Source organism: Nocardia sp. NPDC002869, assembly GCF_046764065.1.
GTDB lineage: Bacteria > Actinomycetota > Actinomycetes > Mycobacteriales > Mycobacteriaceae > Nocardia > Nocardia rhamnosiphila.
In genome coordinates this window covers 1-26,079 of record NZ_JBKOOL010000035.1, presented here as the reverse complement: position 1 = coordinate 26,079, position 26,079 = coordinate 1, and the positions used below count along the sequence as shown (strand labels likewise).

28 protein-coding genes and 3 pseudogenes are annotated in these 26,079 nt (G+C 69.8%); 17 read left to right on the top strand and 14 right to left on the bottom strand.

The features are described from left to right. Positions 1-62: 62 nt before the first annotated feature. Genes ACLML9_RS09635 through ACLML9_RS09620 form a run of 4 tightly spaced genes read left to right on the top strand, consistent with a single transcriptional unit; the run spans position 63 to position 4,076 of the window. Positions 63-1,151 carry an ABC transporter substrate-binding protein gene (locus ACLML9_RS09635; RefSeq protein WP_411945175.1) on the top strand — a complete coding sequence of 363 codons (1,089 nt, stop codon included), beginning with the start codon at positions 63-65 and terminating at the stop codon, positions 1,149-1,151. Next, complete coding sequence (locus ACLML9_RS09630; protein ID WP_411945174.1) at positions 1,151-2,011, top strand: ABC transporter permease; 861 nt, start codon at positions 1,151-1,153, stop codon at positions 2,009-2,011. Before ACLML9_RS09635 ends, ACLML9_RS09630 begins: the two co-directional genes overlap by 1 nt. Next, positions 1,987-2,733, top strand: coding sequence for an ABC transporter ATP-binding protein (locus tag ACLML9_RS09625; protein WP_411945173.1), 747 nt, complete (start codon positions 1,987-1,989; stop codon positions 2,731-2,733). The genes ACLML9_RS09630 and ACLML9_RS09625 overlap by 25 nt, the downstream gene beginning before the upstream one ends. After that, positions 2,730-4,076: an LLM class flavin-dependent oxidoreductase gene (locus ACLML9_RS09620; protein ID WP_411945172.1), complete on the top strand. Its 1,347-nt coding sequence runs from the start codon at positions 2,730-2,732 to the stop codon at positions 4,074-4,076. The genes ACLML9_RS09625 and ACLML9_RS09620 overlap by 4 nt, the downstream gene beginning before the upstream one ends. A gap of 6 nt (positions 4,077-4,082) precedes the next feature. Here ACLML9_RS09620 and ACLML9_RS09615 read toward each other — a convergent pair whose 3' ends face one another. Continuing rightward, positions 4,083-4,511, bottom strand: coding sequence for a MarR family winged helix-turn-helix transcriptional regulator (locus tag ACLML9_RS09615; protein ID WP_411945171.1), 429 nt, complete (start codon positions 4,509-4,511; stop codon positions 4,083-4,085). Positions 4,512-4,601: 90 nt separating this feature from the next. On the opposite strand from ACLML9_RS09615, the pseudogene ACLML9_RS09610 reads away from it, so the two are divergent. Together ACLML9_RS09610 and ACLML9_RS09605 are read left to right on the top strand one after the other, a co-directional pair. After that, positions 4,602-4,670 (top strand): annotated as a pseudogene (locus ACLML9_RS09610) (hypothetical protein); the annotation flags it as partial. 71 nt (positions 4,671-4,741) lie between these two features. Next, entirely contained in the window at positions 4,742-5,056 is a 315-nt protein-coding gene (locus ACLML9_RS09605) for an SDR family NAD(P)-dependent oxidoreductase (protein WP_411945170.1), read from the top strand. Positions 5,057-5,071: 15 nt separating this feature from the next. Here the strand turns inward: ACLML9_RS09605 and ACLML9_RS09600 are convergent, their stop codons facing one another. Genes ACLML9_RS09600 through ACLML9_RS09565 form a run of 8 tightly spaced genes read right to left on the bottom strand, consistent with a single transcriptional unit; the run spans position 5,072 to position 13,912 of the window. After that, positions 5,072-6,205 carry an LLM class flavin-dependent oxidoreductase gene (locus ACLML9_RS09600; protein WP_411945169.1) on the bottom strand — a complete coding sequence of 378 codons (1,134 nt, stop codon included), beginning with the start codon at positions 6,203-6,205 and terminating at the stop codon, positions 5,072-5,074. Next, positions 6,202-7,566 (bottom strand): NtaA/DmoA family FMN-dependent monooxygenase, encoded by a 1,365-nt coding sequence (locus ACLML9_RS09595; protein ID WP_411945168.1) that lies wholly within the window; start codon positions 7,564-7,566, stop codon positions 6,202-6,204. The genes ACLML9_RS09600 and ACLML9_RS09595 overlap by 4 nt, the downstream gene beginning before the upstream one ends. 1 nt (position 7,567) lies before the next feature. Continuing rightward, positions 7,568-8,656 carry an LLM class flavin-dependent oxidoreductase gene (locus tag ACLML9_RS09590; protein ID WP_411945167.1) on the bottom strand — a complete coding sequence of 363 codons (1,089 nt, stop codon included), beginning with the start codon at positions 8,654-8,656 and terminating at the stop codon, positions 7,568-7,570. Further along, on the bottom strand, positions 8,656-10,284 hold the full coding sequence (locus ACLML9_RS09585; RefSeq protein ID WP_411945166.1) for a dipeptide ABC transporter ATP-binding protein: 1,629 nt from the start codon (positions 10,282-10,284) through the stop codon (positions 8,656-8,658). The genes ACLML9_RS09590 and ACLML9_RS09585 overlap by 1 nt, the downstream gene beginning before the upstream one ends. Beyond that, on the bottom strand, positions 10,281-10,493 hold the full coding sequence (locus ACLML9_RS09580) for a hypothetical protein (protein ID WP_411945165.1): 213 nt from the start codon (positions 10,491-10,493) through the stop codon (positions 10,281-10,283). Before ACLML9_RS09580 ends, ACLML9_RS09585 begins: the two co-directional genes overlap by 4 nt. Continuing rightward, on the bottom strand, positions 10,490-11,305 hold the full coding sequence (locus tag ACLML9_RS09575) for an ABC transporter permease (protein WP_411945191.1): 816 nt from the start codon (positions 11,303-11,305) through the stop codon (positions 10,490-10,492). The genes ACLML9_RS09580 and ACLML9_RS09575 overlap by 4 nt, the downstream gene beginning before the upstream one ends. Positions 11,306-11,339: 34 nt before the next feature. Next, positions 11,340-12,299, bottom strand: a complete 960-nt coding sequence (locus tag ACLML9_RS09570) for an ABC transporter permease (RefSeq protein ID WP_411945190.1) — start codon at positions 12,297-12,299, stop codon at positions 11,340-11,342. 5 nt (positions 12,300-12,304) lie between these two features. Beyond that, entirely contained in the window at positions 12,305-13,912 is a 1,608-nt protein-coding gene (locus ACLML9_RS09565; protein WP_411945164.1) for an ABC transporter substrate-binding protein, read from the bottom strand. A 79-nt stretch (positions 13,913-13,991) separates the two neighbouring features. Here ACLML9_RS09565 and ACLML9_RS09560 point away from each other — a divergent pair, with 79 nt between their 5' ends. Next, entirely contained in the window at positions 13,992-14,234 is a 243-nt protein-coding gene (locus ACLML9_RS09560) for a hypothetical protein (protein ID WP_411945163.1), read from the top strand. Positions 14,235-14,274: 40 nt separating this feature from the next. On the opposite strand, the gene ACLML9_RS09555 is transcribed toward ACLML9_RS09560, so the two are convergent. Then, a complete protein-coding gene (locus tag ACLML9_RS09555; protein ID WP_411945162.1) occupies positions 14,275-15,312 on the bottom strand; it encodes a cupin domain-containing protein in 1,038 nt (345 codons plus the stop codon). Positions 15,313-15,873: 561 nt separating this feature from the next. Here ACLML9_RS09555 and ACLML9_RS09550 point away from each other — a divergent pair. Both ACLML9_RS09550 and ACLML9_RS09545 read left to right on the top strand, forming a co-directional pair. Continuing rightward, the gene (locus ACLML9_RS09550) at positions 15,874-16,029 is read left to right on the top strand and encodes a DUF6131 family protein (RefSeq protein WP_168165651.1); all 156 of its coding nucleotides are present in this window, start codon (positions 15,874-15,876) and stop codon (positions 16,027-16,029) included. A gap of 99 nt (positions 16,030-16,128) precedes the next feature. Then, positions 16,129-16,500: a hypothetical protein gene (locus ACLML9_RS09545; protein WP_411945161.1), complete on the top strand. Its 372-nt coding sequence runs from the start codon at positions 16,129-16,131 to the stop codon at positions 16,498-16,500. 469 nt (positions 16,501-16,969) lie between these two features. On the opposite strand, the pseudogene ACLML9_RS09540 reads toward ACLML9_RS09545, so the two are convergent. Continuing rightward, positions 16,970-17,245, bottom strand: a pseudogene (locus ACLML9_RS09540) (nitronate monooxygenase); the annotation flags it as partial. Between ACLML9_RS09540 and ACLML9_RS09535 the strand changes: the two are divergent. The 4 genes from ACLML9_RS09535 (at position 17,200) to ACLML9_RS09520 (ending at position 21,615) form a co-directional block, all read left to right on the top strand. Then, positions 17,200-17,679: a hypothetical protein gene (locus tag ACLML9_RS09535; protein ID WP_411945160.1), complete on the top strand. Its 480-nt coding sequence runs from the start codon at positions 17,200-17,202 to the stop codon at positions 17,677-17,679. The pseudogene ACLML9_RS09540 and the gene ACLML9_RS09535 sit on opposite strands and share 46 nt — an antisense overlap. Positions 17,680-17,875: 196 nt before the next feature. Beyond that, positions 17,876-19,294: a lipase family protein gene (locus ACLML9_RS09530; RefSeq protein WP_411945159.1), complete on the top strand. Its 1,419-nt coding sequence runs from the start codon at positions 17,876-17,878 to the stop codon at positions 19,292-19,294. 215 nt (positions 19,295-19,509) lie between these two features. Continuing rightward, entirely contained in the window at positions 19,510-20,031 is a 522-nt protein-coding gene (locus tag ACLML9_RS09525; RefSeq protein ID WP_356988585.1) for a DUF1360 domain-containing protein, read from the top strand. 48 nt (positions 20,032-20,079) lie between these two features. Further along, positions 20,080-21,615: an ATP-dependent DNA ligase gene (locus tag ACLML9_RS09520; protein ID WP_411945158.1), complete on the top strand. Its 1,536-nt coding sequence runs from the start codon at positions 20,080-20,082 to the stop codon at positions 21,613-21,615. 69 nt (positions 21,616-21,684) lie between these two features. On the opposite strand, the gene ACLML9_RS09515 is transcribed toward ACLML9_RS09520, so the two are convergent. Together ACLML9_RS09515 and ACLML9_RS09510 are read right to left on the bottom strand one after the other, a co-directional pair. After that, a complete protein-coding gene (locus ACLML9_RS09515; RefSeq protein ID WP_411945157.1) occupies positions 21,685-22,509 on the bottom strand; it encodes an alpha/beta fold hydrolase in 825 nt (274 codons plus the stop codon). Positions 22,510-22,544: 35 nt separating this feature from the next. Next, on the bottom strand, positions 22,545-23,684 hold the full coding sequence (locus tag ACLML9_RS09510) for an acyl-CoA dehydrogenase family protein (protein WP_411945156.1): 1,140 nt from the start codon (positions 23,682-23,684) through the stop codon (positions 22,545-22,547). A 99-nt stretch (positions 23,685-23,783) separates the two neighbouring features. Here ACLML9_RS09510 and ACLML9_RS09505 point away from each other — a divergent pair, with 99 nt between their 5' ends. After that, the gene (locus ACLML9_RS09505) at positions 23,784-24,365 is read left to right on the top strand and encodes a TetR/AcrR family transcriptional regulator (protein ID WP_411945155.1); all 582 of its coding nucleotides are present in this window, start codon (positions 23,784-23,786) and stop codon (positions 24,363-24,365) included. Between the two features lie 164 nt (positions 24,366-24,529). Here ACLML9_RS09505 and ACLML9_RS09500 read toward each other — a convergent pair whose 3' ends face one another. Continuing rightward, entirely contained in the window at positions 24,530-24,658 is a 129-nt protein-coding gene (locus ACLML9_RS09500; protein WP_411945193.1) for a hypothetical protein, read from the bottom strand. A 127-nt stretch (positions 24,659-24,785) separates the two neighbouring features. On the opposite strand from ACLML9_RS09500, the pseudogene ACLML9_RS09495 reads away from it, so the two are divergent. The 3 genes and pseudogenes from ACLML9_RS09495 to ACLML9_RS09485 form a co-directional block, all read left to right on the top strand. Then, positions 24,786-24,833, top strand: a pseudogene (locus ACLML9_RS09495) (hypothetical protein); the annotation flags it as partial. A gap of 184 nt (positions 24,834-25,017) precedes the next feature. Next, positions 25,018-25,299: a hypothetical protein gene (locus ACLML9_RS09490; protein ID WP_411945192.1), complete on the top strand. Its 282-nt coding sequence runs from the start codon at positions 25,018-25,020 to the stop codon at positions 25,297-25,299. Positions 25,300-25,336: 37 nt separating this feature from the next. Beyond that, positions 25,337-25,852, top strand: a complete 516-nt coding sequence (locus ACLML9_RS09485; protein WP_411945154.1) for a hypothetical protein — start codon at positions 25,337-25,339, stop codon at positions 25,850-25,852. The last annotated feature ends 227 nt before the right edge of the window (positions 25,853-26,079 follow it).

Below are 26,079 nucleotides of genomic sequence, written 5' to 3'. Positions count from 1 at the left end.
CAGTTCGGATCACCGTCTTATTAATCATTCCCCCGTGACCGCGATATTGCTTCAATGCCGCTATGCACCAGTCTCGTTCTCTTGCCGCGCGTTTCCGACTCCGGTCGGTCGCGATGCTCCTCGCCGTCGCCGCTGCCGGGATGGCGCTGACCGGGTGCAACAGTAGTGACGGCCCCGGTGGCGCCGCACTCGATACGCCGCTGCCCACCGAGGTTCCGCCGGGCACCACCCTGGTGGTCGCCGACCAGCAGGAACGTTTCCAGACCGCGCTGCGCGCCTCCGGTGAACTGGAGAAGTTGCCGTTCAAGGTGGAGTTCGCGAATTTCATCGGCGGCCCGGAGATCCTGGAGGCCTTCCGGGCGGGGGCGGCCGATGTGGCGCCGGTGGGTGATGTGCCGCCGATCCATGCCCTCGCCGCCGGCCAGGACGTGCCGATCATCGCGGCCTATCAGACCGATCCGGCGGGGATCCAACTCGCTGTCGCGCCGGGTGTCACGGCGACCCGGCTGACCGATCTGAAGGGTAAGAAGATCGCCTATGCCGAAGGGACGGCTCAGCAGGCGGCGGTGTTGCGCGCACTGGACAAGGCCGGTTTGACCACGTCCGATGTCGAGCTGGTGCGGCTACAGCTGGCCGATTTCAACGATGCGGTCCGCACCGGGCAGGTCGATATCGCCCCGCTGAACGAGCCGCGGCTCACCCGTTTCCTGCGTACTCCGGGCGCGACCGTGATCGCCGATTCGGAAACCACCGGCATCTATCACGGCCTGGGCTATTTGTACTCCCGGCGGGAAGCCACCCAGGATCCGGCGAAGTCCGCCGCGCTGCGCGCCCTCGTCGGGGCCTTCGTGCGGTCGTTCCACTGGACCAATACGCACCGGGACGAGTGGGCCCGGATCTATTACATCGAGAATCAGAAGCTCAGCGCCGACGATGCCGGCCGGATCGTCGATTCGCTCGGGGAATTCACCTTCCCCCATCTGGATCAGAAGCTGATCGACGCGCAGCAGGCGACCATCGATGTCATCGACGCGGCCGGTCAGCTGCCGCGCAAGGTCGAGGCCGCGGACGGTTTCGATACCCGGTTCGACCAGGTGATCAGCGAGACCGTGCCCGCTGTGGGCGCACGATTCGAACGGGAGGCACAGTAGTGGCCACCTTGGATATCTCCGCGGGCGCACGGGCGGATTCCGCCCCGCTCGCATCACCGGCCCGGTCCGCCCGGTCCGGGCGCCGGGTCCGCCTCGGGCCCGGCCGGCCGATCCCGTTCGGTTTCGCGCTGGGTCCCGTGCTGCTGCTGGCCGCCTGGGTGATCGGTTCGCTGTCCGGCGCCCTCGATGCCGAGACGCTACCCGCGCCGTGGGATGTGGCCCGGACCGCGGGTGATCTGATCGCCGACGGCACCCTGCAGTCCAATCTGCTCACCTCGTTGCAGCGGGCCACGATCGGTCTCGTACTCGGGGTGTCGATCGGCGTGGTACTCGCGCTGGTCTCCGGCCTGAGCCGGATCGGTGAGGCGCTCGTGGACGGCCCGGTGCAGATCAAACGTTCCATTCCGACCCTCGCGCTGATCCCGCTGTTCATCGTGTGGTTCGGGATCGGCGAGGAGATGAAACTCATCGTCATCACCGCCAGTGTGCTGGTACCGGTGTACATCAACACGCATGCCTCCCTGCGCGGAGTCGACGCGCGGTATGTGGAGCTGGCGCAGACGGTCGGCCTGTCCCGGTGGGGTTTCATCCGCCGGGTCGCGCTGCCCGGTTCCCTGCCGGGCTTCTTCACCGGACTGCGGCTGGCGGTCACCATCTCCTGGCTGGCCCTGGCGGTGGTCGAGCAGGTGAACGCCACCAGCGGTATCGGCTATCTGATGACCCAGGCACGCACTTACGGGCAGATCGACGTGATCGTGGTGGGACTGGTGATCTACGGGCTGCTGGGTCTTTTCGGCGACCTGGCCGTCCGCGCGCTGGAGCGGAGGGCGCTGGCATGGCGACAGACACTGTCGGACTGACCGTCCGGGTCCGTGCGCTGCGGCGCGGGTTCGGTGACCGGGTCGTGTTGCGCGGGGTGGATCTCGATATCGCGCGGGGCGAGTTCGTGGCGCTGCTGGGCCGTAGTGGTTCCGGTAAGAGCACCCTGCTGCGGGCACTCGGCGAACTGGACCACGAGGTCGCCGGCGACGGGGAACTCACGGTCCCGCGGGAGCGATCGGTGGTGTTCCAGGACTCCCGGCTGCTGCCGTGGATCAGGGTGCTCGACAATGTCACGCTCGGCCTGAGCGGTCCGGGCGCCGCGCAGCGCGGCCGAGACGCGCTGGCGGAGGTCGGCCTGGCCGGCCGGGAGAAAGCCTGGCCCCGGGAACTGTCCGGCGGCGAACAGCAGCGGGTGGCGCTGGCCCGCTCCCTGGTCCGCGAACCGGCCCTGCTGCTCGCCGACGAACCGTTCGGCGCACTGGACGCACTCACCCGGATCCGGATGCACGGACTGCTACAGGATCTCTGCGCCCGGCACCGCCCCACGGTACTACTGGTCACGCACGATGTGGACGAGGCGGTGCTGCTCGCCGATCGAGTGCTCGTCCTCGACGAGGGCCGCATCGCCGTCGACCTGTCCATCGAGCGGGCCCGCCCGCGCCGGCACGGTGATCCCGCCGTCGCCCACTACCGCGAACAACTCCTGGCCGCGCTCGGTGTCTCCACCGAACCCACTCAGTACGAGGACGATGCCCGATGACCGAACCACGCCGGCTGAGTCTCAACGCGTTCATCTATCCCGCCGGGCACCACGAAGCGGCGTGGCGCCATCCGGCCAGCCGCCCCGACCGGATCTACGATGTCCGCTACTACCAGGAGATCGCCCGCACCGCCGAGGCCGCGACCTTCGACGCGGTGTTCTTCGCCGACGGACCGGCACTACGAACCAATGTGGCCTACAACGCCGCGCCCGGCCTGGAACCCATCACGCTGCTGACCGCGATCGCCGCGGCGACCACGCATCTGGGTTTGATCGCCACGGCATCCACCACCTACTACGAGCCCTACAATCTGGCCCGGCTGTTCTCGTCGCTGGACCATATCTCCGGTGGCCGGGCGGGCTGGAACATCGTCACCACCGGCACCGATCTGGCCGCCGCCAATTTCGGGCTGGCACGCCATCCCGATCACACCGAGCGCTACGCGCGTGCCCGCGAATTCGTCGACGCCGTCACCGCGCTGTGGGACAGCTGGGAGGACGACGCCATCCTGCTCGACCGCGCCGGCGGCCGGTACGCGGACCCGGACAAGATCCATCCCATTGATTTCGCGGGCGAACACCTGCGGGTACGCGGACCGTTCAATTCGGCCCGCACGCCGCAGGGGTATCCCGTGCTGGTGCAGGCGGGAGCGTCCAACGACGGTCGCGCCTTCGCCGGACGGTACGCCGAGGCGATCTTCACCGCGCATCAGCGGCTGAGCGATGCCCAGGCGTTCTACCGCGATATCAAACAGCGGGCGGCGGATTTCGGCCGCGCATCCGACCAGGTGAAAATCCTGCCCGGGATCAGTCCGTTCATCGCGGGCACCGAGTCGGCGGCGAAACAGCTGGAGCGGGAGTTCAACGAGCTCACCGTGCCCGAGTACGGCATCACACAGCTGGAATCGCTGGCCAACGAATCGCTGCGGCATCTCGAACTCGACGAACCGTTACCGGTCGAATTGTTCGCCGATGCCGGTGATGTCACCGACAATTCGGCGAGCCGGCGTCAGGTGGTGGCCGGGATCGTCGAGCGGGAACGACCGACCCTGCGCGGTCTGCTGCACCGGCTGGCGGGCGCGCGCGGACACCGGGTCTTCGCGGGCACCCCGGAGCAGGTGGCCGACACCATCGAGGAGTGGTTCCGCTCCGGTGCCGCGGACGGTTTCAACGTGATGCCGCCCTACTATCCCGGCGGCCTCGAGGTCTTCACCGAAACCGTGGTCCCGATCCTGCGGCAGCGCGGGCTGTTCCGGACCGAGTACACCGGAACCACCCTGCGCGACCATTTCGGACTGTCCAAACCGGCGAGCCGTTACGCGCGGCAGCCGGTGGCCGGGTAACAGCGGCTAGCGCGCTCCGCCGCGGTCGGACAGGGCGCTGACCAGATCGGCCGCGGCGGTGGCGAGTTCGATCCGCGCGACATGTGGCAGGGTGGCTGCGAGCTTTCCGGCGATGGCCGCCTGGATATCCGCACCGATCGCCACTCCCTCGGCCGTCGGCGCCACCCGGCTGATCCGGCGATCGGCCGGATCGGGTTGCCGCGCAACATAACCGCGGCGTTCCAGCCGGTCCACCATGCCGGTGATATTGGTCTTGTCGCATCCGAGGGCGGCGGCGAGTTCACCGAATGTCGGATGCTGTGCCTGCACCAGGCAGAGCAGCGCGATCTGCTGGGCGGTGAGGCCGAATTCGCGGGCTATCGCCCCATAGAACGCGTTCACCTCACGGTAGAGCCCGCCGAGGGCGGCAACCAGGTCGTGATCGTTCACTGCCACGACGAGCAGTTTAGATGATCGATGGTTGACGAGGCAGGATAGTTAGTCGAGTATGTCGACTATCCATATACCATACTTTTGGAGGCAGTCGTGCCCGTCGCAGTGGTCACCGGAGGTTCCCGCGGTATCGGCCGGGCGATAGCCCGGCGACTCGGCGGCACCGGCGCCTCGGTCGTCGTCAACTACCGAACCGACCGCGCGGCCGCCGCGGAGGTCGACGATTTCGATCGGTGTCCTCCGGCGCGACCGTCACCCACCGGCCCGGGTCCGGCCTATACGCGGCCGGAAAGGCCGCGTCCGAACAGCTGGTGCGGGTACTCGCCCGGGAACTCGCCCCACGCGCGATCACGGTCAACAGTGTGCTGCCCGGCGCCGTACGCACCGACGCGCCGGCCGCCGCGGGGGTCGGGCAGGCCGACCGGAGCGCGGCGACGATCCCGATGGGCCGAATCGGCGAACCCGCCGATATCGTGGGCTTTCTCGTTTCCGAGGAGGCCCGGTGGATCACCGGCGCGTCCCTACCCGCCTCGGGCGGGGCCTTCTGAACCCGACGGGCGCAGCTACGCGGCGCGGGCGCGGCTCAGGCCCCACTCCTCGGCCAGGAGCCGGTGCGAGGTGAGGCGGTCCTCGTGCCGGTGGGTGACGCTGGTGACGACGAGTTCGTCGGCGCCGGTGAGATCGCGTAGCGCGGTCAGGCGGGCGGCGACCGAGGCGGGGTTTCCGACGAATTGAGCCTTCACCCGGTCGTCGACCAGCCGCAGTTGATCGTCGGTCAGCGCCGGCGCGGTATCGGGGTCGAGGTATTCCGCCGCCCCCGCGCCACTGCGGATACCGGCCACCCAGTGTCCGTAGGTGGAGGCCAGATGCCGAGCGGCCGACTCCTGCGCGGCGACCACGACATCGGCCGAAACCACCAGGTACGGTTCGGGATAGCGCGGTGAGGGACGGAACGCCTTCCGGTATGCCTCGACCGTTTCCAGTACGGTCCCCGGGGAGACGTGGTAGTTCGCCACGAACGGCAGCCCCAGCGAACCGGCCAGCCGGGCGCTCTCGCCGCCGCTGCTGCCGAACAGCCACAGCTCGACCCCCGCGCCCTCCCCCGGCACGGCGTGCAGGGCGACGCCGTCGGCGGTCGCATACGTGCCGGCGAGCAAGGCACGGATCTCCTCGACCTGCCGGGTGTAGTCGAGGGGTTCGGCGCCCGGTAGCCGCAGCGCTTCCAGCGAGGCCACCAGCCTGGTGGTATCGCGGATCCGGTCGGGCGCGAATGGGGGCGGGATCACCACACCGTCGCGGACCTCGGTGGGACGTTGCGGGGCGGGTGCGGCCGGGGCGGTCGCGGACCGGAGCTGTCCGATCCGATGCGCCGAACGGCCCAGCCCCAGATCGAGCCGGCCGGGGTACAGGGCGTCGATGGTGCCGAACGATTCGACGACCGAGGCCGAGGTGCGGTACCCGGCCTGGACCGCGGCCGAACCGACGCGGATGGTCTCGGTGGCGCCGGCGATGAGGGCGATCAGTTCGGTCGGCGCCGAGGAGGCGACCGCGACGAAATGGTGTTCGGCCACCCAGAACCGCCGGTAACCCCACGCCTCGGCGTGCCGGGCGAGGTCGATGGTGTTCCGGATCGCCTGCCGGGCGGTGGATCCGGTGCTGATCGGCGACAGGTCCAGAACGGACAGGGGTACCGTCATGAGGCGCGCACTTTCTCGTCGGCTCGATGGGGATGGCGCAGACCCAGATGTTCACGCAGGGTCATGCCGGTGTACTCGGTGCGGTAGGTGCCGCGGTCCTGTAGTTCCGGGATCACCGTGTCGACGAATTCGTCCAGCCCGGCCGGGGTGAGGTGGGACACCAGGATGAATCCGTCGGCGGCGTCCTCCTGGACGTAGCGGTCGATTTCGGCGGCGACCTCCGCCGGCGACCCGACGAACTGCTGACGTTCGGTGACCTCGATGATCAGTTCGCGGATCGTGAGGTTCTCCGCCTCGGCCCGGGCCCGCCACTGCTCGGCCACGGCCCGCGGATCCCGGGCGTGGCGCACCCGGCCCTGGGTGATGGTCACATCGTCGAGCGGTTCGATATCGGGTAGTGGGCCGTCGGGGTCGTAGGCGGACAGGTCGCGGCCCCAGACCTGTTCCAGGAAGGCGATGGCGGTCTGCGGGCCCACCTGCCGGCGCCGGATGTACCGCGCGCGTTCCTCGGCGTCGGCCCGGTTGTCGCCGAGGACGAAGGTGGCCGCGGGTAGGATCAGCAGGTCGTCGCGGTGGCGGCCGTACTTGGCGAGCCGGCCTTTCATATCGGTGTAGAACTGCTGTCCCGCTTCGAGTTCGCCGTGCCGGCTGAAGATCGCGTCCGCGGTGGCGGCACCGAATTCCCGGCCCTCCTCGGAATCCCCGGCCTGCAACTGCACCGGATATCCCTGCGGGCTGCGCGGCAGGACGAACGTGCCCTTGACATCGAATTGACTACTGCGATACCGGAATTCGGGGAGCGCTGTCGTGAACACGCCCTGTTCCCGGTCGACGACGAGCGCGTCGGCGGGCCAGCTGTCCCACAGCGTGCGGGTCGCGGCGATCACTTCCGCGGCCCGCGTGTACCGCTGGGCGTGCTCGAGGTACCCGCCGCGGCGGAAGTTCTCGCCGGTGAACGCGTCGGAGGAGGTGACGGCGTTCCAGGCGGCCCGCCCACCGGAGAGGTGATCGAGGGTCGCGAATTGTTTCGCCAGTTCGAACGGTTCGTTGAAGGTCGTATTGATGGTGCCCGCCAGGCCCAGCCGGTCGGTGACCCCGGCGAGGGCGTTGAGCACCGTGAAGGTGTCGGGGCGGCCGACGACGTCCAGATCGTGGATCCGGCCGCGGTGCTCGCGCAGCCGCAGACCTTCGGCGAGGAAGAAGAAATCGAACAGTCCGCGTTCGGCCGTCCGGGCCAGGTGGACGAAGGAGGCGAAGTCGATCTGGCTACCGGATTCCGGATCGGTCCAGACAGTGGTGTTGTTGACCCCCGGGAAGTGGGCGGCGAGATGGATCTGCCTACCCGACTGCGCTTTCGGCATATCAGCCCCGTTCCGTCGCGTAGCGGTTGTGCGGACGCGGCAGGCCGAGCCTGCCGCGCAAGGTGGTGAGCGGGGCCGGGAGCCGGTCCAGGAATGAGGCGAGGGCCAGCGGCCGCAGCACGATGCCGTCCGCGGCGCATTCCCGCCGCACCTGCTCGGCCAGCTCCCGCAGGGTGTCCGTGGTCCCCACATGGCGAAGGCCGGCCGGGCCGGCGGTGGCGGTCCACTCCTCCAGTTCGGCCACCTCCTGCGCGGCCAGCGCCGCCGTCGGTGCGAGATGGGCCTCGAGGTCGAGCAGCACCCGCACCTGCCGGGGATCGCGGCCCGCCGCGGCCACCGCGTAGCGCAGGACCGACCGGGTCTCCGCGGCGGTGGCCGGATCCGGGGCGGTGATCCGGATCAGATCGGCGTACCGCACCGCCGTCCGGGTCGCGTGCGGACCGGCGGCGCGCACCGCGATCAGCGGCTGCCCCTGCGGCGGGCGAGGCGTGATCGACGGGCCCTTCACCGAGAAGTTGTCCCCGGCGAAATCGATGGAGTGCAGTTTGTCGCGATCGATGAACCGGCCCGTGCCGCTGTCGCGGATCTCGGCGTCGTCCTCCCAGCTGTCCCACAACCGGGTGACCACCTCGATCGCCTCGCCGGCTTCCCGCCACAGCGAATCCTCGGTCTGCTCGGCCTTGCGGCCGAACAAGCGGGCCTGCTCCCCACCCGGCGAAACCGTCACCTCCCAGCCCGCCCGGCCGGAGGTCGCGTAGTCGAGGCTCGCGATCGCCTTCGACAGATGGAACGGTTCGGTATGGGTGACCGGGGCCTGCGGGATCACGCCGAGCCGGGTGGTGGCCGTCGCGACCCGGGCGGCGATACCGACCGCTTCGAGCCGCCCTCGCGCGCCGCCGGATTGCAGGGCGAACGAATCCGGCAGGAAGACCAGGTCCAGGCCGGCCCGGTCCACGGCGGCCGCCGCGTCGACCCAGTACCCCCCGGTGAAGAGGTCCTCGGCCCGCGAGTCCGCGCGCCGCCAGGACGCGGGATGCACTCCGGTACCGGACAATTCGACAGCGATCAGCAGGGGCGACACCTGTGTCATCAGGCGGTCCTTTCTCTCGGCCGGTGCCGGCGCGCGGCCCCCGGCACCGCCAGCAACAGTTCCCGGGTGAACTCGTGCCGCGGCGCCTCGAAGATCTCCGCGGTCCGGCCCGTCTCCACGATGCGGCCCTCCCGCATGACCGCCACCCGATCGCTCATCTCGCGGACCACCGCGAGATCGTGGGAGACGAACAGATAGCTCAGTGACAGTTCCCTCTGCAGCGCGTCGAGCAGGCCCAGGATCTGTTCCTGCACCGAGACATCCAGCGCGGACACCGGTTCGTCGAGGATCACCAGATCCGGGCGCAGGGCCAGGGCGCGGGCGATGGCCACCCGCTGGCGCTGCCCGCCCGACAGTTCGGCCGGGCGGCGTTGTGCGGCGGAGACCGGCAGCGCGACCTGGTCGAGCAGTTCGGCGACCCGGTCACCGCGGGTCGGCCGGTCGCCGACTCCAAAGGCCCGCAACGGTTCGGCGATGATGGCGCCGACGGTCAGTTTCGGGTTCAGCGAGGCGTACGGGTTCTGGTACACGATCTGGACGCGCCGCCGCCACTCCCGCAGCCGGGCCCCGCGCAGTCCGCCGATATCGGTGCCGTCGAATTCCACGGTGCCGCGGTCGGGTTGCTCCAGCCGGGCGATGAGCCGCGCGGTGGTGGACTTACCGGAGCCGGATTCGCCGACGATCGCCAGGGTTTCGCCGCGATCGACGGTCAGCGAGACATCGGTGACGGCCGCGAGCGTGGTGCCGCGCGCCACCCGGAAGGATTTGTGCAGACCGTGGGCCGACAACAGAGGTGTGGCGGCGGGGGCACGTGCGGGTCGGCGTGTCCGGCCCGTTCCCGAGGCGGCGGCCAGCAGTCGGCGCGTGTACTCGTGTCGTGGCTCGGTGAACACTTCGGCGGCGGTACCGGATTCCACGATCCGGCCGTGCCGCATCACCACTATCCGGTCGGCGCGGTCGGCGGCGACACCGAGGTCGTGGGTGATCAGCAGGACCGCGGTACCCGATTCGGCGGTGCGACCGGCCAGATGGTCGAGGATGCGCCGCTGGACGGTGACGTCGAGCGCGCTGGTCGGCTCGTCGGCGATGACCAGGCGCGGACCGCAGGCCAGGGCGATCCCGATCAGTACCCGCTGACGCTGGCCGCCCGACAGATCCTGCGGAAACTGCCGGGCCCGCAGGGCCGGGCGATCGATTCCGGCCTCGGTCAGGATCCGGATCGCCTCGGCCGCGGCGGTACGCCGGTCGGCGCGGCCGTGGATCCGCAGCGTTTCGGCGACCTGGTCACCGATACGCAGCACCGGGTTCAGCGAAACCGCGGGATCTTGCGGTACCAAACCGATCTGGGCGCCGCGGATCCGCCGCCAGCCGCGGGCCGGTAGCCCGTCGAGCCGCTCTCCGGCGAAGGTCACGCTGCCCGCGGTGACCGCTCCGGCACCACTCGACAACCCGATCACCGCGTGGGCCAGGCTGGATTTCCCCGAACCGGACTCCCCGACCACGGCGACCGTCTCTCCGGTGCCGATCGTGAGGGATATCCCGTCGACCGCGGTGGTCGATGCCGCGGCGGTGCGGTACTCGACCACCAGATTTTCGACCTGTAGCAGCGGGTCCCCCGGCGCGCTCACAACGACCACCCGGTCAGAAAGAGTCGCGGCAGTTGTCCTGCGAGCCCGGACTGGAAGCGCCAGCCGGCGCGCAGGAAGCCGCGGACCCAGCGCGCCGTGGCCACCAGCGGGTCGCCGGCTTCCGATCCGACGGGTGCCGCTTCGCGGCCGCCCCACGTACGGGCGGTGTAGTGACCGGTCCGTGCACGGGCGACTTCGTGACGTCTCACCGCAGTCCCTCCTGGGCGAAGGCCCGGCCCAGGCGCTGGGTGGCGAGCACCACCGCGACGATGACCAGCCCGGGTAACGTGGTCAGCCACCAGGCGGTGGCGAGATAGTTGCGTCCCTCCGAGATCAGCGATCCCCATTCCGGAGTCGGCGGCGCGGCGCCATAGCCGAGGAAACTCAGCGACGACACCGCCAGCACCGCGAGACCGAACTCGACGGCGGCCAGCGCGGCGACCGGCGCGTACGAATTGCGCAGGACGTGCCGGAACAGCACCCCGTACCAGCGCACCCCGCAGGCGCGGGCGGCCTCCACGTACGGCGCCTGCCGCACCCGGAGCACTTCGGCGCGCATCACCCGGGCGAACCGCGCAATGAGCGCGACACCGACGGCCGCCGCGACATTGCCGGTGCCGAAACCGAGCACCGTCACCAGGGCCAGCGAAACCAGAAGTTCCGGAATCGACAGCAGCACATCCACACAGCGCATGACGATGCTGTCCAGGGTTCCGCCCATCACGCCCGACACCACCCCGAGCAGCGACCCGGCCACCAGCCCGATCGCCACGGCGAGCACGGTCGCCGTCAGCGACAGCGCGGCCGCGTGCACGACCCGGGTATAGAGGTCACGACCCAGATTGTCGGTACCGAACCAGTGCTGCGGGCTCGGGCCCCGGAACTTCTCGCTCGGTACCCCGGTCAGCGGGTCGCCCCGGGTGAACAGGGCGGGCACGGTCGCCCAGCCCAGTACCAGGATCAGCACCGCCCCGGAGAACACCACAGCGGCCGCGGTCCGCCCGCGGCGCGGTGTCCGGATCTTCTGGCGCGGCGGTGCGACGAGTTCGCGAACCTCAGACACGGGCCGTCTCCTTCCCACGGAACCCGTCCACCACCCGCGCGTCCACCAGCGGATACACCAGATCCACCAGCAGGTTCACCAGTACGTACACCGCCGCGCTGAACACCACGATGCCCTGTACCACCGGAATGTCCTGGTTCAGCACCGCGGTCTGGGTCAGGCGGCCGACACCGGCGCGCGCGAACACCGTTTCCACGATCACCGATCCGGCGAGCACCGTGCCCACCCAGACTCCCGCGATGGTGAGCGCCGGGCCGACCGCCGCGCGCAGCACATGCCGCCGCTGCACCCAGGCGCGGGACGCGCCCTTCGCGAAGGCGACCGCCACGAACGGCTGGTTCCAGGTGGCGATCAGGTTGCTGTAGAGCACCTGCGCGATCACCGCGCCCACCGGCACGGCCAGGGTGGTCGCCGGCAGGATCGTCCCACTGAACCCGGTACCCCCGAACGCGGGCACCAGGCGCAACTGGAACGAGAACAGATGCAGCAGGATCAATCCGACCCAGAAGGTCGGCATGGCCGCCCCGACCGGCGGCAGGGCGGTCAGCAGGTCGCGCAACCACGTGCGTTCGGTATAGGCCGCGGCCAGTGCGAGAGCGGCGCCGAACACCACGGCGAGCACCAGCGTCGTACCGGCCAGCGCCAGCGTGGAGGGCAGTGCCTCCCCGATGGCCTCGACGACGGTCTGCCCGGTACTCAGCGAATGCCCCAGGTCACCGCGCACCGCGTGCACCACCGCGGTGGCGTACTGCTCCCACACCGGTTTGTCCAGCCCGTACCGGGCCTGCAGTTCGGCGACCGCAGCGGCGTCGATCGGCGTACCGGGACTGGCGTCCACGGCGAGCTGCACCGGATCGGCGGGGAGCAGGTACAGCACCGCGAAGGACACGGTGAACGCCGCCCACAGTACGCCGGCCGCCTGGAGCACACGCAGCAGCACATACCGGGTCAGCGTGGTCATCGGCCGCTCAGCCAGGTGTCGTAGAACTGCAGTCGCGCCGAGGCCTCGAAGGTCAAGCCCTGCACCGTGTTCGCGACCCCGATGGCCTGGGAGAGCTCGATGGTCGGGAGCCACAATCCCTCGTCGAGCAGCAACCGCTGCGCCTGTTCGATCAGCTCGACACGCTGCGCGCTGTCGACGGTGGCCAGCTGGCCCGACAGCGCGGCGTCCAGCGAGGGGATCGCGCCGCGGTCGTTCAGGTTCCGGGCATCCAGGCCGAAATTGGTGCGCAGGATATCGCCGTCGGCCCGGGTCACGTTGTAGTAGATGGTGTCGAAATCCTTGGTGTTCTGCCGGACGGTGTAGTCGGCGTTGGCGGCAGGTTCCAGCCGCAACTCCACACCCGCCACCCGCAGTTGCTGCTGCAGGAGCTCCAGAATGGCCTGGTTACCGGCGAATGCCGCGCTGAACAGCACCCCGAAGGACAACCGCTCACCGTTCTTGGCGCGGATACCGTCGCCGCCCGGGACCCAGCCCGCCGCGTCCAGCGCTCGCTTCGCCGCCTCGACATCGAAGCCGAGCTCCCCGCTCAGATCGATATAGCCGGGCGTCGTATGGGCCAGTGGGCTGGTCGCGGGCCGGAACTGCGGGCCCAGCACCGTATCGACGAGTTCTTGACGATCGACCGCGGCCAGCAGCGCGGTGCGCACCGCGCGGTCGCGCAGCGGGCCCCGCGTCACATTCGGTTGCAGACCGAAGGTGATTCCGGGGTTGGAGGCGGTGGCCACCTGTCCGCCCGCGGCTTCGATCTGCGGGGCGTCCTGGGGTAGGGCATCGCTGGTCGCGTCCAGCTGACCGGATACCAGGCTGCCGGTGCGTACTCCGGATTCCGGGACCACCGTGAATTCGATCCGGTCCAGATACGCCTCGCCCTGATGCGCGAACACCGCCGAGCCCCAGTGGTAGCCGGCGCGTTTGGCGAGCGTCACCGAATCACCCTGGCGGTACTCGGCGTAGGTGAACGGACCGCTGCCGATCGTCTCGCCGAGGCAGCGCTGCTCGGCCTCTTTCGCGGTGGTGGCGGCGGCGAGAATGCCCAGCTGCGGGGTCGACGTCGCCTGCAGGAACTGCACATTCGGGGTGCTGAAGCGCACCCGCGCGGTCCGCGGGTCCACCACGTCGGTGCCGGTATAGCCGGCGAGGTAGGTGGACGCCAGCGGCGCTTTGGCGCCGCCCAGTACGTGCACGATCGAATCGAGCGTGGCACGGACGGATTCCGCGGTCAGCGGGGTGCCGTCGCTGAAGGTCACGCCGTCGCGCAGATGGAAGGTGAAGGACCGCGCGTCCGGGCTCGCCTCCCAGCGCTCGGCCAGCCAGGGCCGGATTTCACCGGTCTCCGGGTCCTGATCGGTCAGCGAGTCGGCGACCTGGCGGGTGACGTAGATCGTCTGGTTGGTGCCGCTCTGCGCCGGATCGGAGCAGGTCGGCGCCTGGGAGAGGCCGTACCGCAGGGTTCCGCCGGGCTGCGGCGGACCGCTGACACCGGTCTGGGTCACCCCGCCTCCGCACGCCGCGAGGGCGAACGTTGCGGCGAATACCCCGAACAGGGCGACGGGTCGTTTCATCGAGTTCTCCGGATCGCACCGCGCCGGGAGACCGGCCGCGGCATCGTCGGGCCGGTGCCGCCCCACGGCGGCCTCCCGGATGCTGAAAAAGACGTTAGGGAGCGACCGGCGTGGCGTCGCCGGTCTCGATCACTCTGAATCCAATCCCGAACACGCCGATCGGGTGGCCACCGCCGATATCGAGGCCCTCGCCGGGCTGGGCTCGGCCGAGAACATGGTGGAGGGCGCGGTGGTCGGCACGGTACTCGGCGACAGCCTGCTGGCCGCGTTGCGACGGGTGGCGCACGCGGAAGCGTCGCGGAAACGCTTCGGCCGGACCTGAGGCGATCCGGTCGCTCGTAGCGACAAAAACGCCCCTCCAGCTATGGGTCGAGCGGATTGTTCCGCGTCACGATCAGGGGGTCGGCCGGGGTGAACGGCAGCTCCGGCAGTTCGTCCTGCGCTTTGCCGAAGGTGGCCGCCAGGACCTTGCGCGAATAGGCGCTCATGGACGCGCGGTAGCCGATATCGGCCGGCGTCGGCTGATCGAAGAAGATCAGCAGGTGCACCCGGGGGGCGTCGACCACCTCGATATGGTGCGGGTAGGCGCGCGGGACGAAGTACACCTCGCCCTCGTTCACCGTGTAGGTGTCCAGGGTGCCGTCGGGGTCCATGATGGTCATCCGCGCCGAACCCTGGTGGACGTACCCCATTTCGGCGGTCACCGGGTGCCAGTGCGGTTCGCGCATACCGTCCTCCCGCACCCGCAGCGAGTACATCGAGATATCGTGCAGCGCGGGCCAGAACTGCCGGCGGGCGGTGCGCGCGGACCCGACCGGGGAATCGAGCGGAGCGGGCATCGCCTCGAGGGCGAAGTGGTGCGGATCGCCGAAGTGGGCGCCGACGGGAATTTCCGGCTCGCCGTCGCGGCGCGCCACCAGGCGTGCGGTCGTACTGCGGCGGATATCGGCGAAGGCCGCCGCGGGTAGATCGTAGGTGTTGCCGAGCACGGCATCGGTCATCGCGCCCACGGCGGCGCTGAGACCGAAATCCTCGGGACGTTCGTGCCGGAAGGCCAGGACGAACTCGGCGTCGGTGTCGCCGACGTTCTCGACGTGGTGCAGGGCGCCGGAGTCGATATGGAACATCTCCCCCGCGGTGACCAGGAAGGAGGAGAAGCGGCTGCCGTCGTCCAGCACCGAGACCAGCGCCCGGCCGGCGGTGCAGTAGGTGAGCTCGGTGGCATTGGCATGCCAGTGCGGTTCGCGGAAGGCGCCGGGGGCGAGCGTGAGGCGTTTGATGGAGAGCCCCGAGAGGATCGGGAAGTTATCGGCGGTGAGTCTGGTCAGCGTGCCGAGTTCGCTGCGATAGATTTCCTCGCCCTGCCACAGCGAGGCGACGTGGACCGATGGACTGCGCATAGATCCTCCTCGAGCGCCGATGGCCCCCTATCGATCATGCGCCCTCGGCGGACCACCGGCCCGCACCGGACGCCGGCGCCGCGCACACCCCGGCGATTCGCCGCCGTTACTTCGACGCGGCGTCACGGTCGAGACCGCCGGTGGCGGCGGGCGACGACGTTGACTTTGCCGAAGGCCAGGCGTCTACTGAAGATCTGGAACGTCGAGCTCGTTGCAGCTGGTGGTGGGTGTGGTGAGCGATAGGAACAGCGCGGATGCCGTAACCGGCGAAGCCATGGCGCTCGCGTATGTCGCCGCCGCACCCACAGGCCGCGAACCCGACCGTTTCCGTCTCGTCTCGGGCCGGCCGGCGAGCCGTCGGCTCCGGCCTGCGGCGCCACGCTCCCGGACGGCCGCTCCCGCGGCCCGCGCGCCCCTCCGGCGGACACTCGCCGCGGCTCCCGGCCCCACGCGGCCGCGTCGCCGGGCGGACGTGCGCACACCGGCGCACTCGATACGGATCACCGGGGTACACACTGGCCTCCGGTCCCGTAACTCCCCATACCGAATCCAGGTCCCGTCGTGATCATTCTCGGAATCATTCTGCTGGTCATCGGATTCCTGTTCAATATCCAGATCCTCTGGATCATCGGAATCATCCTTCTCATCATCGGGCTGGTGCTCCTGGCACTGGGGTCGATGGGCCGCGCGGTCGGCGGGCGGCGCCACTATTACTGACACCGCCGGAGACGGTGCCGCGCGACCGTGCCCGTCGTCGGCCGATGACCACTGTCGATCGATGCCATGGACGAATCACACGCGAGGTGAGGAACAGAAATGGCAACCAGCACAATTGTCGCGATCGTTGTCATCGCGGTTGTCGTAGTCCTGATCGTTGCCGCACTGATCTGGGCGGCCGCGAAGAAACGCAGAGAACACCGCCGGATCGAGGCGGAGAATATTCGCGGCGAGGCGGCCGGACACGCACACCGGGTCGGACAACGCGAAGCACTCGCCGACGAGACTGCCGCCAAAGCCCGCGCCGCCGCGGCCGAAGCCGAAGCCCAGAAAGCGCGGGCGACCGGCCTCCAGCAGCAGGCAGCCGCGCATCGAGGTGAGGCGGCCGCCTCACGCGAGGAGCTGGATCAGCAGTTCGAGCGTGCCGACGAACTCGATCCCGACCAGAAGAAGCGCGGAACCACTCAGTAACGCGCGGTGCCGGTCCGAGCGGAATCGGCGGCGGCAGCAGGTGTCGGAACGAACGGTTCCGGCCCCGGCCTGGATTGCTCGGCAGCCCAGGCGGCGATCTGGGCGCGCGAGGTGAATCCGAGCTTCGTCGGATTGTGTTCGACGTGCCCGCCCGCACCGCCCGGTATTCGTCGATGATCCGGGCCACGATATCGGCCGCGGGCAGGACCTCGCCGACGAGCCCGGCCGACTGGTCCGCCTCGACCTTGCCCTCGGCGATATCGCCGTACAGTGCGGCGTCCTCGAGCGTCGACTTCTGGAAGTACTTGCGGCGCAACGGGTCTGCGGCGCGCCGGTGGCTTCGAGTTCGAGCATGCGCGCGGTGAAGTCGTTGCCGAGGGCACGGATGACGCGTAGGCCGTGCCCGACCGTGCCGGTGACGTCCACGCCCGCGCCGAGCACCGCGCGTTTGTACGCGCGGCCGGTCGGTCCCCGCGGCCATCTCGTCCAGGGCCCGCGCGAGGTCGGGCAGCCGCATCGGGCCCGCCGCCACGACGCCGAGGCCGCCGGCCCGGCCGACCGCGAGCGGCAGTGCCGAACTGGACGAGGCCCAGGACATGCCGGCCTGCACCACGGGCAGGTCGATCCCGAGCAGCTCGGTCACCGGAGTCACGATGCGGGTCACGCGTCCGCTCCGCTCTGCTCCAGCAGCGCGCGGGCATGGGCAGCGAGCCGGTTCTCCGGAGAAGAACGCGTCGGCGCACATACTGCGGTGGGTATCTCACCACTGTGGCCGCCCGCCACAAAGCCGACCACGAGGTGCACTACGTCGCGCGGGATATCGCCGGGTGGTCCACCGAGCACGTCCATCGACTCGCCCGGACCGGCCACCGCTACGGACTCGACCTCGACAGCGACCCCCGCACCGAACCGCGCACCGGACCCGTCCAAGAACGCCTCAGCACCCTGCTGGGACGCCGGAGCGAACCGGGGCTGCTCCTGCTCATCGACCTACGTCACCTGCACCGGGTCGCCGCCGGTGTCTCACTCGACTGGGAACTGCTCGACCGAGGAGCACAAACCACCAGAGACACCGACCTCCTCGAACTCGCGGAACGCTGCCACCCCGAGACCCTGCGCCAGATGCGCTGGGCCAACCCCATGCTGAAAATTCTCGCTCGCCAGATCCTGGCGTCCTGACCCCGCAATGGGCGCGGGTGCCTTCGTCTCGAATCAGCAGCAGGCCGTCTCAATATTATGACGTATCACAGTAATTGCCCTCCGGTCACGTAGCCTGAGCACTTGGCCCCGGTAGGACAGGGGGCGTTTCGGAGCACGCAAACCCGCCTCTCCCCGGGTGCCAGATGTATCGACACAGCACCCAGGGGCGTGTGCCATGAGACGTCTACGTACCGTCACTCTCGCGTTGCTCGTCATCGTGCCGTTGCTCACCGGACAGGCCGCCGCCCAGCCGCCCACACTGCCCGCTCTCCCCTTCGCCGGACTCCCGGTCCCGCCATCGCCCGCGGAGGCGAGCGGCACGATCCTGCCCGGTATCCAGCAGTGGATCGACCAGGTGATCCCGCCGCCGCCGATCGGGCCGGCCCCCCGGCCGGCGCCGCCACTGGAGGAGACGAACGACCTGACACCGGCACTCGCGGCACTGCGTCAGGCGGTGCTGCCCGCGCCGGTCGGCGACCCGATATTCGATCTGTGGCCGCCGAACCTCGCCGACTCCTCCCCGGGCGCGGTGCTCGAGGTCCGCGATATCACCGCCTCGGCCGCGCCACTGGTCCTTGTGCCGATCCGGCAGGCGGTGCTGTTCAAATACCGGACCACCGACGCGCACGACCGCCCGTCCTTCGCCACGGCCACACTGGTGATTCCGGCGACCGGTTCACCGGTGCCCGGGGCGCGGCCGGTACTGGTCAACAACCTTCCGATCGACGCTCTCGGCCGCCGGTGCACGCCGAGTTACACACTGGCGCACGGTCTCTCTTTCGAGAGCGCGCTCACCGACTTCGTGCCGCCCACCACCCAGCTGGCCGCGCTGCGTGGTTACGCCGTACTCATTCCGGATCACGAGGGGCCGCTGATGGCCTACGCCGAGCCCTACGTCGCGGGACACGCGGTACTGGACGCGGTGCGTGCGGTGCGCGGCTGGCGGGCGGAGGAGTTCGGCGCGAGCAGGTTCGCGATGACCGGCTACTCCGGCGGCGCGATCGCCACGCACGGCGCGGCGAAACTGATCGAGAGTTACGCGCCCGATCTCGCACCGGCACTGGTCGGTGCGGCGCTCGGCGGCGTGCCCGCCGACTTCGAGATCCTGGCCGGCAGTATGAACGCCAATCTGGCCTCGGGCGTGTTCATGGCGGCCGTCTTCGGTATCGCCCGCGAGCGGCCCGAAATCCTGGCCCGGATGAACCACCTCGCCCAGTGGGTGACGACCTCGCCGATGAAAGACCAGTGCATAAGCGTTTTCGCGCTGCCGGGTGTGTTGCTGCTACCGATCGATATCGCCGCGAATATCGCCGACCCACTGCGATCGACGCTGGCACGCGATATCTACGAGGTGACCCGGATGGCCGGGCGCGCCTCGGCGACGCCGCTCTACATCTACAACGGCGAGCAGGAGTTCTGGATCCCGGCCGCGGGCGCCCGCAACCTCTATCAGGAGCAGTGTTCACTCGGTGTCACCGCGGTCTACCGCAGTGTGCTCGGCGAACACATCATCGCGGCGGGTCTCGGCTATCCCGACGCCATGATCTGGCTGGACGAGCGCCTCCGCGGTATCCCGGCGCACAGTGAATGCTGAAGGCGCGCCGCCGGAGGTGATCGCCTGCTGCGGGTCCATCCGGCCCGAGACCGCGCCGATCACCGGGTCGGCAGCGACTTCCTGAGTCCGCAGGGACGAAATAATCACCTCCCGGCAGCCGGTTGGCCGGTGTTTGCCCGTCCACAGCCGGGGTAGGCGCTGGCCTAGGACAGCGAAAGGAAGTGTGGACGATGCGATCGATCGCGGGTCGAAGTGTGAGCGACGACCCTCGCCCCCTCAGCGGCTATACGGCCACGATCCTGGCCTATGCCGGGTCGGTCGGCGCCGTGACGCTGCTCGGCGGTCTCACCGGCCGTCGGCTCCCCGACTCCATGAGTACCCGTGACCTTGTCGTCACAGCTCTTGCCGCACACAAGCTGTCGCGGCTGATGACGAAGGGCACCGTCACCGCTCCCGTCCGCGCCCCGTTCACCCGGCCCACCGGCGACGGCGGTCCCGGGGAGGTCATGGAGCAGCCGCGGGCCGAGGACGGCGTCGGTCACAGTATCGGGGAACTGCTCACCTGCCCCTTCTGCTTCGATGTCTGGCTCATCACCGCCATGACCATCGGCCACGTCTTCGCACCGCGAGCGACCCGACTGGTGACCGAGGCGACGGCGGCACTGGCCGGGGCCGACTTCCTGCACCTCGCCTACGCGACCGCCCAGCAGATAGCCGAAGGGGAATATCCGGCGATCGTCCCGACCGGCGCCCCCGGGGAACCCGGGCGGGCATAGCGCTCGCGCTGATTGCCCGCGGCCGGTCGGCATGCCAGGCTGTTCGACGTGCTGCTAGCCGAGGTCGCCGCCGCATCCGCCGATATCGCATCGGCGCCGGCGCGGCGAGCCAAGACCGACCGTCTCGCCGCGCTGCTGAGTCGCGCCGCGGCAGACGGCGACGCGCACCTGGTCGCGGTGACGGCGTCCTGGCTTTCCGGGGAATTGCCGCAGCGCCAGATCGGCGTGGGCTGGGCCGCGCTGCGCTCGCTGCCGCCGCCTGCCGCGACGCCGACGCTCACGGTCGCCGATGTCGACGCGCGGTTCACCCGGATCGGTGCGGTCGCCGGGAAGGGCGCCCGGACCCTGCGCGCCGAACTCGTGCGCGAGTTGTTCGAGACGGCCTCCGGCATCGAGCAGACATTCCTGCGCCGGCTGCTCAGCGGCGAACTGCGTCAGGGCGCGCTGGCCGGAGTGATGGCCGACGCGATCGCCGGAGCTGCCGGAATACCCGCCGCCGAGGTCCGGCGCGCGGCGATGCTGACCGGCGCGCTGCCCACCGTCGCGGCCGCGGCTCTCACCGGGGGCCGGCCGGCGCTGGCGGAGTTCCGGTTACGCGCGGGGCAGCCGGTCGGGCCGATGCTCGCCCAGACCGCGACCGGGGTTGCCGACGCACTCCAACGACTCGGCGGCACCGCCGTTCTCGAAGCCAAGCTGGACGGCGCGCGGGTGCAGATCCATCGCGCCGGATCGGCGGTCTCGATCTATACCCGCAGCCTCGACGAGGTCACCGACCGGCTCCCCGAGGTCGTCGCGGCCACACTCGCCCTTCCCGCCACCGATCTCATCGCCGATGCCGAGGCCATCACGTTGCGACCCGATGGGCGGCCGGATCGCTTCCAGGTCACCGCCGCCCGGTTCGGCCGCAAACATCCGGGCGATCTCGAACCGCTGTCGGTGTTCTTCTTCGACCTCCTGCATCTCGACGGCCGAGACCTCCTCGATCTACCCACGCGGGACAGGCTCGCCGCCCTCGACGCGCTCGTTCCCCGCGCCCAGCGGGTCGACCGCCTGGTGACCGACGACCCCGAGGGGGCGCAACAATTCCTGGACCGCACGCTGGCCGCCGGGCACGAAGGGGTGATGGCGAAGTCACCGTCGGCGCCGTACGAAGCGGGCCGCCGCGGTGCCGGCTGGCTCAAGGTCAAACCCGTGCACACCTTGGACCTGGTGGTTCTCGCGGTCGAATGGGGTTCGGGCCGGCGCACCGGCATGCTGTCCAATATCCACCTGGGCGCTCGCGATCCGGCCACCGGCGGGTTCGTGATGCTGGGTAAGACCTTCAAAGGGATGACCGACGCCATGCTGGAGTGGCAGACCAGGCGCTTCACCGAACTCGCCGACGGCTCGGCCGAAGGCTATGTCGTGCGATTGCGGCCGGAACAGGTCGTCGAGATCGCTTTCGACGGAGTGCAGGGGTCGACGCGCTATCCCGCCGGCCTGGCGCTGCGATTCGCCCGTGTCGTGCGCTACCGCGACGACAAATCCCCGGCCGAGGCCGATACGGTCGACACAGTTCGCGCGCTCTACGAACGGGGCGGTTGAGCGGCCTGCGGCAGCTGTTCGGGATGCCGGCGGACGCCGCGTCGTCTCGACTGTCCGGGCCGCACCGATTCAGCGCCCCACCAGGAGAAATTCCGTGACACGATCGCCGACGGCCGGGAACTCGTCGAAGAAACCGTGCCTGCCACCGGGAATGATCTCGACGGCGGCATCCGGGACGGCCGCGGCGAGCAGCTCCGCATTCCGCGCAGGCACCATACGGTCCTCGCTGCCGTGGACTATCAGGGTCTGTGCGCGGATCTCGCCCAGTACCGCGGACGCGTCGTGCCGGTTGCCGGCACGCAGATGCCCCCGCGCCGCCCGGGCGCTCATGCGCGGATCCCCCAGCAGGGTCGACCGGCGCGGCGGCGCGGCCAGCCATGCGGGGGTGTACATCAGTTCCAGTAGCACCGCGTGTCTCCTGCGCGGGTCCGGGTCGGCGAGCAGACGGCGTATCTCGGGGCCCCGCTCCCGCGCGAGGCTCCCGCCCGGGGAGGTACCGGCCAACACCAGGCGTTGCACACGCTCCGGATGCCGGGCCGCGAGCCACTGCGCGACCCGGCCGCCCATCGAGCTGGCATAGACGTGGGCGGACGGGTAGCCCAGCGCATCCAGTACCGCGGCGGCGTCGGCGGCGAAGAGCCGGGTGGTCCACTCCGCGGCGTCCGTGTCATCCGCCCGGGTGTCCCCCGTACCGCGGTAGTCGAAAGTGATCGTCCGGAAATTCCGGTCGAGGCCGGGCCGGACGCCGTCCCACCACCGGTGCGAATTGGCCTGGCCCGGGAGGAACAGTAGCGGCGGCGCAGTAGCAGGTCCGCTCACCTGGCATACGAGAGCGGTCCCGTCGGGACGTACCGCCACCGGGCCGGCCGCGGCGGCGCGGACGGTCTCGCTCATCGCGGCCTCACCGGGATCTCCCGCCACCGGGCCGGTCAGCCGGCGAGGTGGCGGCTGATGACCAGGCGCTGGATCTGGTTGGTGCCCTCGAAGATCTGGGTGATCTTCGCCTCCCGCATATAGCGTTCGACCCGGAAATCCCGGGTGTAGCCGTAACCACCGAGCACCTGCACCGCGTCGGTGGTGACCTTCATCGCCGCATCGGTGGCGACCAGTTTGGCCACCGATGCCTGACGCGAATACGGCAGTCCGGCGTCGCGCCGGCGGGCAGCATCGAGATAGGTCGCGCGCGCCGAATCCACCGCGGCGGCCATATCGGCCAGCAGGAACCCCAGCCCCTGATGATCGATGATCCTGCGACCGAACGCCGTCCGCTCCCGCGCGTAGGCCACCGCCTCGTCCAGCGCGGCCTGGGCGAGCCCGACCGCGACCGCGGCGATCCCCAACCGGCCGGAATCCAAGGCACTGAACGCGATCTGCAGGCCCTGCCCCTCCGCGCCGATCCGGCGTTCGGCGGGCACGAAGGCCTCGTCGTAGTGCGCGGAGGTGGTCGGCACCGCGTGCAGACCCATCTTCTCCTCCGGCCTACCGAAACTCAGTCCCTCGGTGTCCTTCGGCACCAGGAAACACGAGATACCCTTGGACCCCTCGCCGGTCCGCGCGAACAGGTTGTAGAAATCGGCGATACCCCCGTGGGTGATCCACGCCTTGGCGCCGTCGACCCGGTATCCGCCCTCGACCGCGATGGCCTTACAGGTCAGCGCGGCGGCATCCGAACCCGCCTGGGGCTCGGACAGACTGTAGGCGCCGATCGTGCCGCCGCCCAGCATCTCCGGCAGCCACCGCTGCTGCTGCTCCGCGCTACCGAACTCCATCAGTGGATAACAGGCCAGACTGTGCACGCTCACCGCCACCGCGACCGCGGCCCAGCGGGCGGCGATCTCCTCCAGCACCTGCAGATACACCTCGTACGGCTGGCCACCCCCACCCCACTCCTCCGGGTACGGCAGGCTCAGCAGTCCCGCCTCCCCCAGCGTGGCGAACACGCCCTCGGGATAGGTCTCCGCCTTCTCGTGCTCGTCGACGATCGGGGCCAGCACCTTATCGGCCACATCGCGGGTCAGCCGGATGAGATCCCGCGCCTCGTCGGTGGGCAGAAGTCGATCGACAGCCACAGGAAGATCCTCCGGTGATACGCAGGGCAGTACTTTACTCCCCGTCACAGTACGGTTCCGCGGTCAGTACTGCAAGGAGCTCCGCAGTACTATCCCCCCATGGAACAGCGCTCGACCTTCGCGACCCCACGCCGGACCGAACTGTTCGACGAGCTGGTCGGGTTGTTCCTCGCCGAAGGCTTCGCCCACCTGACACTCGACGCCATCGCGGCGCGCCTGCGATGCTCCAAATCCACGCTCTACACCCTCGCCGGCAGCAAGGAACAGCTTGTCACCGCCGCCACCGTGCATTTCTTCAAACGCGCCACCGAAACTGTCGAGGCCGAGGTGTCCGCGACCACCGGTTCCCTGGAGCGCATCGCCGCCTACCTCACCGCGGTCGGCGGAGCCCTCGCCGCCGCATCGGACCGGTTCATGACCGACCTCGACGCCTTCGCCCCCGCCCGCGAGGTCTACGAACGCAACACCCGCATTGCCGCCCGCCGCGTCCAGGAGCTCATCGACGACGGCGTCGCCACCGGGGAATTCCGCGGCGTACATGCCGCGTTCGCCGCCGACCTGGCCGCCACCATGATGGTGCGCATCCAGCAGGGCGGCGTCCGCGGCCGCACCGGACTCGACGACGCCGCCGCCTACCGCGAACTGGCCGCCATCCTCACCCACGGCATCAGCGCCCGGTAGCTTCGTCGCCGCGTCCGATTCCGCCTACCGGACCGAACCGGCCGGACCCGAGCCGTGTGGCCGACCGCCACCGAGCCCGACCCGGGCCTGCACCAACCGCCGACATCGATGCCGAGGTCGTCGCGTCGCCCGATGGACGAACTGATTCGACCGCGGCATCGTGCTCAACCGACCACCCCGGCCGCAGCGGCCCCCTCCTGCATACCCGCGCCCCGGCCTCCGCCCCACGTCGAGCGGAAGAAGTACCGGCGCCGGATATCGCGGAAGAGCCGGGCGCGGGTACCCCGCAGCACCTTCGCCTATTCCGGCACTCCGGAGACGACGGCGACCGTAGCCCGGCCGACCGGGCAGTCCGACGACCCGCACGGGGGCGGCGGCGCGGCGCGGAGCAACCTGCGGCAGGCCGGAGTGCCGCAGGCGATGCTCGAGGCCGGCGTCGGACAACTCACCGACGGCAGCCACCAACTCGACGACGGGGCCCATCAACTCTCCGACGGTCCGCGACAGGCACGAGACGGCGGCGAGCAACTCGCGACCGGACTCGACCAGCTCGACGGCGGCGTGGGCCTACTCGGTGCCGGCGCGGCCCAGATCAGCGGCGGAGTCGACGAGGTCGTCGACCGGCTTGCCGATTTCGGGCCTCCAAGGCGGAGTGACAGCGCAGCTCACCGCCATCGCCGACACCCTCGGCAGGTCACCGGACCCGGCGTCCCGGGCCGCCGCCCGGCATCCCGACCTGGTGTCGGCGCTGATCATCGAAGATATCGGACCGGTCGTGCGTGAGCCGGAGATCGCACCGTTCTACCGGTCCGTGGGCGGCCCGCCGCGGCCCGCACCGACGCCGACCTGGCGCACGCTCTGCGCGCCCGCGGCCCGAAGGGAGTGTGCCGGCACGAAATCGGAGAGTGTCAGGACTTCGCCGCCGCACGGGTGATGAAATAAGCTCGCGGCAACGCGGAAACGGAGAATCGATGCCTTCGACAGGTGAACCGACGACGGCCCGGGATACGCCGGAGGACCGGGAGGTCCAGAACGACGAACTCTTTCGGGCGTGGCTACAGGTGCAACAGGAAGCCATGGAGAACGAGTTCGTCGAAGTCGACGTGCCCGCGCTCGCCGGCCACCTCTGGACCCGCGAAGGGCTGGTAACGGCGGAACACGAGATGCTCCGCCGCTATTCGGACTTCGACGATATGGCCGCCGAGGAGAACCTCGAAGTCGCCGTACGATTCATGTACTTCATCGGCGAGACCTTTCGGCGGGCGTTGGAGGGAATCTGGGTGCTTCTGCCGCCGAATCCACCCGAGCGCCCGGATCCCCTGTGTGTCATCGACTCCCCGATGTGGACGTCATTTCACGAGCCGACGCATATGATCGAGCTGGCCTTCGACCGGCGTACCGGAAAAGAGGTCTCCTGGATCTTCGACCGCACGGTGAAACGACACCAGAAATGGGTGGCGGCGGGCCGGCCGGCCCGCGATGGCTAGCGGCGCTCCGGAGCGCGTCCATTGCCCGGTGCGCGCTCCGAAGATCGCGCCGGCACCCGGCGCGCACCGACCGCCAGCGCTTCATCGAGCATCCGCCCGGCCCAGTGCCGCGCCGAGCTCGGCGTGGCCGATGATCACCGCGTCGAGCCGGGCCGGCCCCGCGCAAGAACTATCGCACAGCACCACCGCGATCGGCGGCCTGGAAGAGCGGCAGGCCGACCGCCCGG

Excerpts from the sequence above, each read along its gene's own strand:
- ACLML9_RS09535 (WP_411945160.1), top strand. The coding sequence starts at position 17,200 with ATGGGCAGCGAGCCGGTTCTCCGGAGAAGAACGCGTCGGCGCACATAC.
- ACLML9_RS09485 (WP_411945154.1), top strand. The coding sequence starts at position 25,337 with ATGCCTTCGACAGGTGAACCGACGACGGCCCGGGATACGCCGGAGGAC.
- ACLML9_RS09515 (WP_411945157.1), bottom strand. The coding sequence starts at position 22,509 with ATGAGCGAGACCGTCCGCGCCGCCGCGGCCGGCCCGGTGGCGGTACGT.
- ACLML9_RS09505 (WP_411945155.1), top strand. The coding sequence starts at position 23,784 with ATGGAACAGCGCTCGACCTTCGCGACCCCACGCCGGACCGAACTGTTC.
- ACLML9_RS09595 (WP_411945168.1), bottom strand. The coding sequence starts at position 7,566 with ATGCCGAAAGCGCAGTCGGGTAGGCAGATCCATCTCGCCGCCCACTTC.
- ACLML9_RS09620 (WP_411945172.1), top strand. The coding sequence starts at position 2,730 with ATGACCGAACCACGCCGGCTGAGTCTCAACGCGTTCATCTATCCCGCC.
- ACLML9_RS09565 (WP_411945164.1), bottom strand. The coding sequence starts at position 13,912 with ATGAAACGACCCGTCGCCCTGTTCGGGGTATTCGCCGCAACGTTCGCC.
- ACLML9_RS09545 (WP_411945161.1), top strand. The coding sequence starts at position 16,129 with ATGGCAACCAGCACAATTGTCGCGATCGTTGTCATCGCGGTTGTCGTA.
- ACLML9_RS09590 (WP_411945167.1), bottom strand. The coding sequence starts at position 8,656 with ATGACACAGGTGTCGCCCCTGCTGATCGCTGTCGAATTGTCCGGTACC.
- ACLML9_RS09530 (WP_411945159.1), top strand. The coding sequence starts at position 17,876 with ATGAGACGTCTACGTACCGTCACTCTCGCGTTGCTCGTCATCGTGCCG.
- ACLML9_RS09625 (WP_411945173.1), top strand. The coding sequence starts at position 1,987 with ATGGCGACAGACACTGTCGGACTGACCGTCCGGGTCCGTGCGCTGCGG.
- ACLML9_RS09560 (WP_411945163.1), top strand. The coding sequence starts at position 13,992 with ATGCTGAAAAAGACGTTAGGGAGCGACCGGCGTGGCGTCGCCGGTCTC.
- ACLML9_RS09600 (WP_411945169.1), bottom strand. The coding sequence starts at position 6,205 with ATGACGGTACCCCTGTCCGTTCTGGACCTGTCGCCGATCAGCACCGGA.
- ACLML9_RS09635 (WP_411945175.1), top strand. The coding sequence starts at position 63 with ATGCACCAGTCTCGTTCTCTTGCCGCGCGTTTCCGACTCCGGTCGGTC.
- ACLML9_RS09555 (WP_411945162.1), bottom strand. The coding sequence starts at position 15,312 with ATGCGCAGTCCATCGGTCCACGTCGCCTCGCTGTGGCAGGGCGAGGAA.